The organism is Bacillus sp. FSL M7-0558 (assembly GCF_038003245.1).
GTDB lineage: Bacteria > Bacillota > Bacilli > Bacillales > Bacillaceae > Bacillus > Bacillus pumilus.
The window spans coordinates 1,104,501-1,117,567 of the sequence record NZ_JBBOOU010000001.1 but is presented as its reverse complement, the minus strand read 5'-3'; the positions used below and the strand labels follow the sequence as shown (position 1 = coordinate 1,117,567).

The 13,067-nt window shown below is 42.0% G+C and carries 14 protein-coding genes; 3 read left to right on the top strand and 11 right to left on the bottom strand.

Annotated elements, in window-relative coordinates; all coding sequences use genetic code 11:
* The first annotated feature begins 279 nt into the window (after positions 1 to 279).
* Positions 280 to 816 carry a serine O-acetyltransferase gene (locus tag MHB79_RS05425; protein WP_034620007.1) on the top strand — a complete coding sequence of 179 codons (537 nt, stop codon included), beginning with the start codon at positions 280 to 282 and terminating at the stop codon, positions 814 to 816.
* On the opposite strand, the gene MHB79_RS05420 is transcribed toward MHB79_RS05425, so the two are convergent.
* The 4 genes from MHB79_RS05420 to MHB79_RS05405 form a co-directional block, all read right to left on the bottom strand.
* Complete coding sequence (locus tag MHB79_RS05420) at positions 811 to 1,071, bottom strand: hypothetical protein (protein ID WP_080984794.1); 261 nt, start codon at positions 1,069 to 1,071, stop codon at positions 811 to 813. The genes MHB79_RS05425 and MHB79_RS05420 overlap by 6 nt on opposite strands.
* A 36-nt stretch (positions 1,072 to 1,107) precedes the next feature.
* Positions 1,108 to 1,374, bottom strand: a complete 267-nt coding sequence (locus tag MHB79_RS05415) for a hypothetical protein (RefSeq protein WP_003212235.1) — start codon at positions 1,372 to 1,374, stop codon at positions 1,108 to 1,110.
* A 68-nt stretch (positions 1,375 to 1,442) separates the two neighbouring features.
* On the bottom strand, positions 1,443 to 2,003 hold the full coding sequence (locus tag MHB79_RS05410) for a GNAT family N-acetyltransferase (protein ID WP_003211119.1): 561 nt from the start codon (positions 2,001 to 2,003) through the stop codon (positions 1,443 to 1,445).
* A gap of 14 nt (positions 2,004 to 2,017) precedes the next feature.
* Positions 2,018 to 2,884: an AraC family transcriptional regulator gene (locus tag MHB79_RS05405; RefSeq protein ID WP_003210875.1), complete on the bottom strand. Its 867-nt coding sequence runs from the start codon at positions 2,882 to 2,884 to the stop codon at positions 2,018 to 2,020.
* 113 nt (positions 2,885 to 2,997) lie between these two features.
* On the opposite strand from MHB79_RS05405, the gene MHB79_RS05400 reads away from it, so the two are divergent.
* Positions 2,998 to 4,374, top strand: coding sequence for an MATE family efflux transporter (locus MHB79_RS05400; protein WP_321999174.1), 1,377 nt, complete (start codon positions 2,998 to 3,000; stop codon positions 4,372 to 4,374).
* Between the two features lie 25 nt (positions 4,375 to 4,399).
* Here the strand turns inward: MHB79_RS05400 and MHB79_RS05395 are convergent, their stop codons facing one another.
* The 4 genes from MHB79_RS05395 to asnB all read right to left on the bottom strand — a co-directional run bounded on the left by MHB79_RS05395 (position 4,400) and on the right by asnB (position 10,211).
* Positions 4,400 to 5,239 (bottom strand): phytoene/squalene synthase family protein, encoded by an 840-nt coding sequence (locus MHB79_RS05395; RefSeq protein WP_050945342.1) that lies wholly within the window; start codon positions 5,237 to 5,239, stop codon positions 4,400 to 4,402.
* Entirely contained in the window at positions 5,232 to 6,707 is a 1,476-nt protein-coding gene (locus MHB79_RS05390) for a phytoene desaturase family protein (protein ID WP_340989235.1), read from the bottom strand. The genes MHB79_RS05395 and MHB79_RS05390 overlap by 8 nt, the downstream gene beginning before the upstream one ends.
* Positions 6,704 to 8,221, bottom strand: a complete 1,518-nt coding sequence (locus MHB79_RS05385) for a phytoene desaturase family protein (protein WP_340989233.1) — start codon at positions 8,219 to 8,221, stop codon at positions 6,704 to 6,706. Before MHB79_RS05385 ends, MHB79_RS05390 begins: the two co-directional genes overlap by 4 nt.
* Positions 8,222 to 8,369: 148 nt before the next feature.
* Positions 8,370 to 10,211 (bottom strand): asparagine synthase (glutamine-hydrolyzing), encoded by a 1,842-nt coding sequence (gene asnB / locus MHB79_RS05380; protein ID WP_340989231.1) that lies wholly within the window; start codon positions 10,209 to 10,211, stop codon positions 8,370 to 8,372.
* A gap of 155 nt (positions 10,212 to 10,366) precedes the next feature.
* On the opposite strand from asnB, the gene MHB79_RS05375 reads away from it, so the two are divergent.
* Complete coding sequence (locus MHB79_RS05375) at positions 10,367 to 10,894, top strand: DUF2777 family protein (protein WP_044139877.1); 528 nt, start codon at positions 10,367 to 10,369, stop codon at positions 10,892 to 10,894.
* A gap of 38 nt (positions 10,895 to 10,932) precedes the next feature.
* Here the strand turns inward: MHB79_RS05375 and MHB79_RS05370 are convergent, their stop codons facing one another.
* The 3 genes from MHB79_RS05370 to cotG all read right to left on the bottom strand — a co-directional run bounded on the left by MHB79_RS05370 (position 10,933) and on the right by cotG (position 12,989).
* The gene (locus tag MHB79_RS05370; RefSeq protein WP_003212021.1) at positions 10,933 to 11,301 is read right to left on the bottom strand and encodes a YisL family protein; all 369 of its coding nucleotides are present in this window, start codon (positions 11,299 to 11,301) and stop codon (positions 10,933 to 10,935) included.
* Between the two features lie 92 nt (positions 11,302 to 11,393).
* Positions 11,394 to 12,299: a fumarylacetoacetate hydrolase family protein gene (locus MHB79_RS05365; protein ID WP_310427153.1), complete on the bottom strand. Its 906-nt coding sequence runs from the start codon at positions 12,297 to 12,299 to the stop codon at positions 11,394 to 11,396.
* A gap of 126 nt (positions 12,300 to 12,425) precedes the next feature.
* Entirely contained in the window at positions 12,426 to 12,989 is a 564-nt protein-coding gene (gene cotG / locus MHB79_RS05360; protein ID WP_340865837.1) for a spore coat protein CotG, read from the bottom strand.
* Between the last annotated feature and the right edge of the window lie 78 nt (positions 12,990 to 13,067).

Genomic DNA, 13,067 nt, shown 5'->3' with positions numbered 1-13,067 from the left:
TGAATACTATATTCTCTATTTAACGAGTAATTTCGTGTCATTTTGACAAACCTCTACTGCTATAGGGAGAATAAACGCGTGAGACAAAATAATGTAGAAAAAAATTACAAATCATTCTTCCTGGTTCTTTTGTTCTATTCATGACAAAGCACTTATTTTATATGGGAAAGTGGATGAAAGTGATGTAGAAAAGGAAAAAAAGAAACGTCATTCTATATTGATATAAATGGTTATAATGGTATAATTTCTCTGAAACAAAAGGGAATGGAGAGGGATCTGATGATTTTAACAAAGCATGATCTCCACCACTACTTAGCTCAGGACAAGAAAGCATTAGCCATTAAGCGCAAACGACCTAAGTGGTTTGGGGATGATATATGGAAATATCAAAGGATTTTACGAAAATATGAATACTATTCTAATAGCGGTGCTGAACTTCGCAAATGGTTCTATCGCTATTTACATAAAAAGAAAGGCATGCAGCTTGGCTTTGATATTCCGATTGGTGTCTTCGGTCCCGGTCTTAGAATCAATCATACGGGTCTCTTAATTGTGAACAAACATGCAAAAATTGGGGCATTTTGTGATATTCATCAAGGGGTGAATATTGGTCAGAATCATCATGAAAAAGATGTACCAACCATTGGGGATCATGTATGGATTGGCCCAGGTGCTAAGCTGTTTGGGGATATCTATATTGCAGATCATATTTCCATCGGAGCAAATGCTGTGGTAAACCGTTCCTTTCACGAGGAGAAAATTGTTATTGCAGGTGTGCCAGCGCAAAAGGTAAAAGAAAAAAGCCCTTCATCATGAAGGACCCACCTGATAAAAAAGAATGATACCGATCAAAACAGAGATGAGCAACATGAGGTAAAACAAAATCGTTAAAATAAGAATGGTCCAGCCAAGTCCCTTCCTCTCTGTCTTGATCAAATAAATACCGAGAACGATCGTACTAAATAAGACACCTAAAATGGCCCACAGCCATTTGTCTTTATCATGCTTTGGCGCATCAAACCATAAATAAATGGCAACAGCAAGTGAAACGAATAACCCTGTAAGTCTCACGTTCAAACTCCTCCTTATGTACACGCGTGCTTTCTATTATGCGTTTGAGTATCCGATCATCAGCAATAAGAAGTAAAAGACATAGACTAGAATGAAAATAGAATAGATGATAATGGACACGATCAGAACCGTCCAGCCCAATCCTTTTCTTCCTGTTTTGATCAGGTATATTCCAAATGTAAAGAGCCCGAATAAAAGGCCTAAAATCGCCCACAGCCATTTATTCTTCCCATGTTTAGGCGCATCTACAAATAGGTAAACGGCCACTATAATCGACACAAACCATCCGGTAATCCAGCGCAACTCATTCGTCACCCTTCTTTTTTAGTTTATTCAATCATACGCTACTTTTGTACTAAAAAGAAAAGGAATTATTCAGTTGAATGTTGCAGAAGGCTTTGCCATTCCTCTCTCAGCATCCCGTAACGCATCGAATCATAATACTCTCCTTGGTAGTAACGGACCTTTCGCAGTCTTCCCTCAAGGATAAACCCGCATTTCTCTGCGCACCGCATCATCCGTTCATTTCCCGACCATGTAGTAAGACCAATTCGAGGAATATCAATGTGTGTAAATAACTTATCAGTCCATAGACTTAATGCCTTTGTCCCAACGCCACCGCTCCAAAAGCGCGAATCATAAATGAGAATGCCGCATTCAAGCCACCGTGTACGTTCATTCTCCCAATAATATGACACGGTGCCTTTGATTTCGCCGTCTATTTCAATACCATATAGCTTTGGCGGAATGGATGTATCCTGTAAGTATCGTTTTTTAAAAGCAGCAAGCGGGATTTCGTGTTCATGAAAATATGGGGCGTTCCACTCTCGATAGGACTGGTCTGGTGCTTTGAATCTTAAATGCCATACCAACTCTAAATCAGCTTCGTTTAATGGTCGTATGTTCACAAGCTTTTGTTTTTCCCTTTTCATCTGTTCACGTTCCTTTACTTTGTCGTTCTTTTTGCAAGATGACGGTACTCGATAGGCGTCATGCCTTCGTTTTGCCGAAACAGCTTAGAAAAATAAGTAGGATCATCAATGCCTACGTGATCAGCAATCGCTGCGATTTTATCATTCGTTGAGGCAAGCATGCTTTTGGCTTTTTCGACCTTGAGACGATTGATATATTGGTTTGGCGTGAGTCCATACACCGTCTGCATACACCTTGTCATGTAATCAGGGTGATAGTGCAGCTTCTCTGCAAGCTCCTCCATTTGCAGTTTCTTCATAAAGTGACGCTCAAGATAATGAACCACTTCTGAGGCGACATTCTCCTTTGCACTTGGAATATGAAATGCTTCTTTTTGTAAATGAATGAGCAGTTCTTCAAACTGAAGCTGTTTTTTCAGCGGCAGTTCAGACGCGTCATCATTTAGGGCCCGCATCTGTGCAAGATGCTTTTCTAATACATTTCTTCCTTTCACTTTTCCTTTACGGGGCAGGCTAAATTCATATGTTGCCGGCTTTTCAAAGGTGGCTTGATTTTGTTTCATATCAAACCAGTGTTCTCTCGGCCGATTCGTCAGCTCATATGGATCAATTGAGAAATGCAGCCACTCATAGTGCGTATCTTCTTCGCATGGCAGGTGTCCGCCATGCGACAAGCCAGGTGAGAGAATGATATATTCTCCTTCTTTTACGTGATGAGCCTTTCTGTCCTCTGTGATCCATAGCTGCCCTCTTGTGACATAAAGAAGATCAAACACGGTGAAGGTTCTAGAGATATGTCTTTCTCCTTGATGAAATACGCCTTTGCCTGAAGCGATATAAACCGGGAACGGCGGTACAGTAAATGTAATAAATCGATTCATATTCATCCCCTTATGAAGTCGGATTTCTCCAATAAGTTTCGGTTTCATCTCTTCTTATTATAGTCGATGCAAGGTACACTATAAATCGGATTTATACGAAAGGAGGTTGATTGATGAAACCTCAATCACTGCCAATTCAAAAGATTCAAGCTAGGAGGAAGAAAAACCACCCTTCATTATTTGCATTAACTTGGCCTATTTTTATTGAAATCTCTTTATATATGCTGATGGGAAGCGCGGATACCCTCATGCTCAGCCAATATTCCGATAATAGTGTTGCAGCAGTTGGTGTAAGCAATCAGCTCCTGAATTTATTGATTGTCATGTTCAGCTTCATTACAACTGGAACGACGATTGTGATTGCGCAGCTTTTAGGAGCGAGCCGCAAGCAGGAAGCGACTCAAGTCGCCTATGTCTCACTAGGAACCAATTTCTTGATTAGCTTTGTCATTAGCCTTCTCATGTTTGGATTAGCTGTTCCCATTTTACACCTGATGGGCCTATCAAGTGAGCTCATGCCGGATGCGACTATATTTTTACAAATTGTCGGGCTGCTTTCTTTTATTCAAGCGCTCATTATGACGTATAGTGCTATTTTAAAAAGCTACGGATATACAAGAGATACGATGTATGTCACTATCGGAATGAACTTGTTAAACGTTGCTGGTAACTATTTGGTGATTTTTGGTCCGTTTGGTTTCCCTGTATTAGGTGTCATGGGGGTCGCTTTTTCGACCTCACTCGCTCGATTGATCGGATTAATGGCCATGATCCTCATTGTACGCCGCCGAATTGGATTACGCTTTTCACTAAAGAAGATGTTTCACATCCAGCGGACATATTTAAAAAAGCTGCTAAAGATCGGGATTCCTTCTGCTGGAGAGCAGCTTTCTTATAACGGCTCCCAAATGATTATTACACTGTTTATTACATTTATGGGGACGCAGGCATTAGCAGCAAAGGTTTATACTCAAAATATCATGATGTTCATTATGCTATTTGGTGCAGCCATTAGCCAAGGGACACAAATTTTAATTGGGCGCCATATTGGGGCGAAGGAATTCGATGCTGCCTATCACAGATGCATGAAAAGCTTATACTGGGCCATTGGCATCTCCCTTCTTTCTTCCACTGCTTTATCTTTATCATCGACGCATTTGCTTGCTTTCTTTACTAGCAACAGCGAGATCATTCAAACCGCCGCCACCCTCCTCCTTTTGACCATTATTTTAGAACCGGGCCGTTCTTTTAATATGGTCATTATTAATTCCTTGCGGGCTGCTGGCGACGCGAAGTTTCCAGTGTATATGGCGATGATTTCAATGTGGGGCATCGGGCTTCCGATCGCTTACTTGTTAGGCATTCAGCTTGAAATGGGCCTCATTGGGATTTGGATTTCTTTTATCGTGGATGAATGGGTAAGAGGCATCTTTATGTATAGGCGGTGGCGTTCAAGAGTTTGGACAGAGCATCGCTTTTCTTCCACATAAAAAGGACTGCGGGTGCAGTCCTTTTTTACGTAATATCTTCTAAAATAAGTTCTTTTTCTTGGTTCGAAATAAATGATCGCTGTGTAAACACGCGGTATTCATTTTCTCTTGTTTTATCTAAAATGGCTTTATAAAAGTGAGCAGCTGCTTTCACTGGTATACGTGAATAGAGCGGGAATTCATGAAGATGGTCAAAAAACTCCTCGTAGTATGCCTCTGCCTCAAAGGCAATGTACTCCCATACGTGCTGAAATGCTTGATTGATAATGCCTTCTTGCAATTCTTGCTCTGTATATCCGAATTGATCCATGACTTGCTTTGGCAAATAAATGCGGTCTCTTTCAGCCTTATCCTCGCCAATGTCACGAAGAATATTGGTCAGCTGCATGGCAATCCCTAATGAAATCGCTGCTTCTTTTAGCTGTTCTTTTTTACGCGGTGCAATAATAGGAAGCAGCATAAGTCCAACGGTACTAGCAACATGGTAGGAATAAATGAGCAGTTCATCTAACGTTTCATATCGGTGCTGCTCTAAATCCATCTCCTGACCTTGGAGCAAGTCACGGAACGGGGCTTCATCCATACGAAACTCTTGAAATGTATGTGCTAGCGCCACCCACATCGGATCATTCCGATCTACCTCACCTTGTAAAAATCGATCAAACGTCTCTCGAAAGGAGGCAAGCTCCTCTTTTGGCGAGGGGGACTCATCTACAATATCATCTGCTCTCCGGCAAAAGGAATACACGGCCCAGACGGCCTGTCTTTTCTTTTTAGGCAGCATGGAAAAGGCACGGTAAAACGTTTTAGAATGGGTTTGAATGGTCTCCTCACACAATTTCAATGCTGTTTGTACATCAACCACTTAGTTTCACTTCCTTTCTGTCATTCAAATCTTTTAACAGCACAGACGCCATCAGCTTCGCACTTTGCATCACGATCGGCACTCCGCCACCAGGATGGATGGAAGCACCTACCGCATAAAGATTATCGGTCTCAGCTGCCTTCACTTGCGGGCGGAACACACCTGATTGAAATAAGTTAGGCGCAAGTCCAAAGCTGCCACCTTCAAACAATCCTTCTCGCAAGGAATCATTTGGTGTTCTGATTTTTTTCCAGACAATCGACTCTCGCAATCTTGGAAAGCCTCTTTTCTCAAGACGATCGACCATTTTCTCTACAAAATCTTTCTCCTCTTCCCAGTTGATATGATCTCCTGAGGGAACGGGAATCAGCATATATAAAACACTACAGCCTTCCGGGGCAAGAGATGGATCAATGATCGATGGATTAAATGTATAAAACGACGGATCTTGAGGGATCGTCTTCGTTTGAAAAACCTCTTTCATATGCTGATCAAAGTGTTCGCCCATAAAGAATTGATGCACAGGCGCATCATGGTACATTTTGTTTAACCCGAGATACACCATTACACAGCCAGAGGACGGCACGTATTTTCGCCGATCTTGTTCGTCTAAACCAAGCTGTTTTAACGCAGCTGGATAATCTCCGTTGATGACAAAGGCATCAGCTGCTATATGGGCGTCACTGACTTTTGCTTTAACCACGCGCTTCCCATCAAACTCTAGCTCCGTGACTTCGACATTTTTTCTCACATGCACACCCATTTTCATGAGCTGCCCTTCCAATATATCTACTAAACTCGCATAGCCGCCTTTTAAATAGTAGATTCCATGTGCGTGCTCACTATATGAAACAAGCGAATATATAGCAGATGCTTCATATGGATTTCCTCCGACATAGAGGGTTTGAAGTGCATATGCATCTCGCAGGCGTTCGTCTGAGAAATACTTTTTCAGGGCACTTTGAACCGTGCGATACGCCTTTAATTTCATTAAAATTTTCATGTTTGCTTTTGTAAAAAATGTACGCTTTTCATGAAATGATTTCTCTAGAAAAGCTTGTTGTCCTTCTTGAAACCGGTCTGTCATTTCTTCCATAAACCTTAGGAATCCTTGATCTTCCTTTGGAAATACACGTCTGATTTCCTCTAGCTGACGAAATGCATCGGAGTACTTCGTGTAGGAGGTTCCATCTTGAAATTGAATCGTATACAGCGGATCAAGCTGCAAAAGATCAAGAGATGCTTCGTCAATTCCTACCTCATGTAAAATACCTTTTAACATATCTGGAAGTAGGACAATGGTTGGACCTTCATCTACTTTATATCCCTTCTCACTTACAAAAGCAAGTCTTCCGCCAAGTTGCTCGTTTTTTTCGATAAGCGTAACATCATGTCCCGCTTTTTTTAAATAAAGTGCTGAGATCATCCCGCCAATACCGCCACCTGCAATCAATATATGTTTTGTCATGAGGCGCTCCCCTTTTCTTGTTGCGGCAATGTTTTGTGCGTATGTTTCTCTTTTGAAAGAATCGCATTTGTCGTGATGCGTGCTGATTCTAAAATGGTCGGCAGTCCGCTTCCTGGGTGCGTTCCTCCTCCTACGAGCCAGCAATGATCCAATTCATCAAATTCATTGTGCGGCCTTAGAACCATCATCTGCGTCAGCTGGTGACCAAGGTTAAATGTGGCTCCTTCGTATACGTAAAGGTCTTCCTCCCATTGCTTCGGTGTGATCATCCGTTCGACTTCTATATGCTGCCTTACATTCTTAAAACCGGTTTTTCGCTCCAGTGTATTCAGTACAAGTTCTCTAAATTCATCTTGATGCGCTTCCCAGTCAATGCCGCTTTGATTGTTGGCAACAGGTGCCAATACATAAAGAGCTGACTTTCCTTTTGGCGCAAGTGAGTCATCTGTGACACTAGCATTTTGAATATAAATAGATGGATCATCTGGCAGCTCATATGTTTTCGTAATGCCTTTGACGAATTGCGCATAATCATCGGAAAATACGATGGTATGATGCGGCTCCTCATATATGGTATCTAATCCTAAATAAAGCATAAAGGTGGAGCATGAGAATTTTTTCTTTTTTAATTTTTTCTCGCTATATTTCTTTAAAAGTCCTGGCTCTACAAGCTTTGTCATCACATGTGCAAAGTCTCCATTTACGACAACCTCATCTGCCTGTATTTCTTCCCCAGATTCTAAGCGAATGCCTTTTACCTTCCTGCCTTCTGTCAGCAGTTTTTCGACGCCGGCTGACAGATGAATCGTTGCTCCAGCTTCAACCGCCGCTTTTGCCATCGCTTCTGACAGCTGATTGACCCCGCCCTTCGGATGGAACACACCTGTGCCATGCTCCATAAATGATAGAATGGAGAAAGCACCAGGGCACTCCCACGGTGACATACCTAAATACTTTGATTGAAATGTAAACGCATATTTCACTGATTCATTTGAGAAATAATCTGACAGCACATCATATAAACTCTTATTCAATGAAAGCTGCGGAAGTGCTTTGAGCACCTTTGGACGCAAATAATGATGAAAACGATCCATTTTACTTTGTAAAATAGGTGTAAGCCGATCCATTTTTCGCTTCGTATCGTTCATAAATCGAATATACCCTTCGCCCTCTCCAGTTGCAAAGGCTTCTAACCGTCTATACATTTCATCACGATCTCGTATCATATCTAGCTGATCGTCTTGAAAAATCAATCTATACATTTCTTTTAATTCGATCACATCAATATAGTCATAAAGATTTTTACCAGCAAAGGTGAACAGCTCCTCTGCAATATGAATCATGCTGAGAAAGGTAGGACCCGTATCAAACGTGAAATCACCCAGTTGAAACTTAGCGTTTCGTCCGCCGATAAAGGGCTGCTTTTCGTATACATGAACGTCATGTCCTTTGCTTTGAAGCATCATAGCTGCCGCAAGTCCCCCTGGTCCTGCTCCGATCACAATGATTTTCATTATCCTTTTTCCTCCAAATTAATTCACTTTAAGTTAATTATACAAATGAGAAAGATTAGATCAACTTTCGATGTGCTCTATTCGTCTCATGTTATGTATCAAAAAAAGCCGGCTTCCCTTCAACAAATGTAAGAAAGCCGACCCTTTATTACGCTTCTATATCAATTCGATACGTTTCAAACCAATGATGAATTTGCGCCAGATGAGCGATTAATTGCGGGCCCTTCATGAGCTGGCCATACCAAGGCACTTGAAAGGAAGCTCCTTCCGTTTCAATCAGCTGCTTTAATTGATTCGGATCTAGAAATTCGTGAAGGACAGAATCTTTTTGAGCAAGGCAGTCTATTAACATCTCTTTTACAGCCTGGGTATAGGCTGGATGATGTGTTTTCGGGTAAGGACTCTTCTTGCGATAAAGCACTTCATTCGGTAAAATTCCCTCTAATGCTTTACGTAAAACCCCTTTTTCACGATTTCCATGCATTTTCATTTCCCAAGGAATATTCCATACATATTCGACAAGGCGATGGTCCGCAAATGGTACACGTACCTCAAGACTCGCCCCCATACTCATTCGGTCTTTTCGATCTAGCAGCGTTGTCATAAACCAGACCATATTTAAGTAAAAAAGTTCTCTCCGGGCTTTATCTACTCCAGTTTCTCCATCTAAAAGAGGCGTTTCAGCCACGGTTTCTTCATATTTGCTTTGTGCATATTCTTTTAGTGACAGCTTCTTTTGCCACGAGTCTTGTAAGAGCTGCGTTCTAGCTTCCGTCGATCTCATCCAAGGAAAACCATTCGTTTCATTTGCCGAATGAAACCAAGGATAGCCTCCAAAAATTTCATCCGCACATTCACCTGACAAACCAACCACAAAGTCCTTTTTAATTTCTCGGCAGAACCAAAGCAAGGAAGAATCAATATCTGCCATACCCGGTAAGTCTCGGACCTCAACCGCTTCCTTTAAATAAGTAGCCAGCTCCTTTTGTCCAATGATGCAGCTGTGATGATTCGTTTGAAACGCCTTGGTCATGTGGTCAATCCATGGACCGTCCGCATTTGGCTGGAATTGACTTGCTTCAAAGAATTGATCATTCCCTTCGTAGTCAACCGAATACGTATGAAGCGGTGCTTTCCCTATTTTCTCAAAGTGCTTAGCGGCAATGGCGGTAATGGCACTCGAATCAACGCCCCCCGATAAAAATGTACAAACAGGCACATCAGAGACGAGCTGCCTTGTGACGGCATCTGTAAAGAGATCCTTGACGTGCTGTGCTGTGTCATCGAGCGAGTCCGTATGCGCCTTGCTTTTGACATTCCAGTATCTCCACACACGCAATCCGTTTTTTGAAAAGGTCAAGGCATGAGCAGGTCTCAGCTCTTTTACCCCTTTAAACACTCCTTGCCCTGGTGTTCTAGACGGTCCTAAACCAAAAATCTCCGATAATCCCTCATGATCGACTTTTGCTTTCATATCAGGATGAGCAAGAAGCGCTTTGATTTCTGAACCAAATAAAAAGGAATGATGACGTTCTGTATAGAAAAATGGCTTGACGCCGAGCCGATCTCTCCCTGCAAATAATAATTCACGCTCACTATCCCAAATCGCAAATGCAAAAATACCATTAAAATGGGTCACACACTCTTCCTTCCATTCTGTGTAGGCGTGAAGAAGTACCTCTGTATCAGAATGCCCAAGAAAGCGGTGGCCCCTTTTTAACAATTCTTTTCTTATATCCTCTGTGTTATAAAGCTCTCCATTGTATACAACGGTATAAGCATGGTTTTGATGTGTATATGTCATCGGCTGTTTTCCGCCTTCTACATCTACAACCGCTAATCTTTTATGCCCAAATAGAACGTGCTCACTTTTCCACGTATTTGTATCGTCTGGCCCTCTTTTAGATAATGTATCTGTCATTTGATTGATTACATGGTCCTGTTGGATGAGCTGCTTTTTAAAGTCTGCCCAGCCTGTTATTCCACACATCATCATCAGCTCCCATCCGTTTTTCCTCAAGTATTCTCATTCAGCCTTTCTTAGTTTATGCATCGTCTCCTTGATAGTTGATTTGTCCTTTTTTCTCGGGCGTATAGGACAAGCATGATTTGGTAAGAAAAGAAAGAGGAAAGGAGCGTCTGCAAATGGAAAAACGAATGAGGCAGCTTGAACGCTGCAGCCGAAGATGGTGCAGCGGGTATTTACTCATTGAAAACGGGCATTGTCTGATTGAAGATGAAGAAGGAGAAATCATGCTACCAGAAAGTCTTCAAAGCACGATGATCTGTTTGAAGGATAATGACAGGTGGACAAAAGGGGAACTGCTCGGCTCCATGATCCTTCATGAAAGTGGACAGCTGTTAGAAGTACGAGGCGGTGAAGTGATTCAATATACAGCATCACTTGCCAAAGGATGGCTTGACCTCCTGATGTTCGTTCCTGAAAACGTCTTTTATGAAATCATTGCACAGGTAGAGCAGCTTGGCTTTTCTGTCTACGATTGTGTTTTCTCTTCCTTTCATTCTTTTCAACGAGTTTCTTTCTTTCAGTTTTCGACAGATACACAATCACTTGCCCTTCAATGTCACCACGACTCCGCCGCAGGTCAAATTCGTTTTGAATGGACCACTTCTGACGGTCACCGGTCAGTTTCGCAATTTGAAGGCATATAAAAAGGACAGTGCTTCGTATAAGCAATGTCCTTTTTATGTTAAAAGATATGGAAACCGATTGGCAGACGTAACCCGAGAAGAATGGTCACAATCGCGAGTACGATAAAACCAATCAATACACCAGTCACCGATTTTCCTTTTTTCTTGCGTACAAGAACCATTTCCATGAAGCCGATCACAAGGATACCGAAAATCATTTTACCGATATACTCGCCACCGAAACCTGGAATCTTCATTCCTGTGCGAACATACAGCTCTACGCCTGTGGCGATAATGATCAAGTACAATAGTCTGACAATCATGTGCACAATTTTAGCACCTTTGTCGTTTTTACCTGCTAGAGCAAAGGCCACGAAGAATAAAATAATTCCTAGCACCCATGCTGTAATATGTAAATGCGTTCCCATCTGTTATTTCCCCCTTTATCAGAACAATTACCTTCTCATCGTACCACGAAATAAGTCGAACACAAAACGACAATCCTGTGTCATCTCACTCTTTATTTGACGCGATTTGATAGCGTCCCAATCGGTTCAATCGTGATGTCGATTCGATCCCCTGAAGCTAAAAATTTTGGCGGTTCAAAGCCTTTGCCAACCCCAGAAGGTGTTCCCGTTGCAATGATGTCACCAGCTTCTAGTGTCATCCCTTTTGAAAGAGTAGACACAATGTTCTCGATGGAGAAAATCATTAATTCTGTACTTGCAGACTGGCGAACCTCTCCGTTAACCTTTGTTTCCACATGGAGCGCGCCGTGATCCTCGATCACAGACTTATGCACAATATAAGGTCCTATCGGGCAAGTTGTATCTAAGCTTTTCCCTATAAAAAATTGTTTGTGTTTTTTCTGTAAATCTCTTGCCGTTACGTCATTTAAAATGGTGTAACCAAATAGATAATCATGGACTTCTTCAGGTGCAATATTCTTCCCTGATTTGCCCATCACGATCGCAAGCTCTCCTTCATAATCCAGTTCACTCGTCACATCTTCATGAAGGAGGATATCCGCTTCATGTCCAACGACTGAAGTAGGTGCCTTTGTAAAGATCATCACATCTTTAGGAATATCGGCTACACTTCCCATCTCCATGACATGATCTTGATAATTCTTTCCAACACACATAATGTTTTTAGCTGGCTTTGGAATCGGCGCATAGAGTTTCACGTCCGACAGCGGATAAACATAAGAACCGCGATCCTCTTCTTTTTTCTCAGCCCAGTCAAGGAGCTGTTTGACATGCTCAACAAACTTGTCCCCCATATGAATACATTCAGCTAAAGAGTTCGGCAGTGTCTCTAGCTCGAATAATTTGGCTTCTGCCTTTTTGACGTCCATGACCCATTCATCATCAATGACTACCCCAATAAACATCCTGCTATGTATCTCACCTGTAAAAAACTTCATGTCTTCCCCTCACAATCTTCATTTCGCTAAGTGGTGATGTCTCATTTTATTTCTCTATGAAATAAAAAAAACCCTTTTTTATCATACTCTCTTTTAAAAAGGGTTTCAAAAAAGATGATCTGATGTTTAGCGGTAGCGGCGATACTCCCACATGTTCCCTTGATCCCATTTGCGATCAACATTTCCTCTGCTGCGGAAATGATGCTTTTTCTTTCCACATCTTTTGCAAGAGTGGCTGCGGCGCGACTTGTGGCTCTTCTTATGATGGGATCTGTGCTTGCTGCGATGTGACTTGCGGCAGCTTTTCTTATGATGCGATCTGCATTTGCTGCGGTGCGACTTGCGGCAGCTTTTCTTATGATGCGATCTGTGTTTGCTGCGACATGACTTTTTCGGTTCGCTCTTTTTGCTTCTGCAAGATTTCTTGCTTTTATTTGACTTTTTACTCTTCATGCTTTTCTTCGAGCGATAACTTTTCTTGGAACGATAGCTTCTGTAGCTTTTTTTACTGTGGCATGATTTACGGCGTCCACCACCGCCAAAGAACCAATGACCGCGACTTGAATGACGAGAACGAGCTGACTTATGCGAACGTCTCGATTCTGGTTCACGATCTAAGTGATGATCACGCCCCTCACTTTTAAGTGAATCCACTGCATGTTCAATATGTGAATGATCAAATGTGCTCACGAACGATTCCCCTCCCAGTCTATACTTTGACAAAACAAACAGATCAAGCTGTTTATCTTCCCTGCTTTATGTTACGAG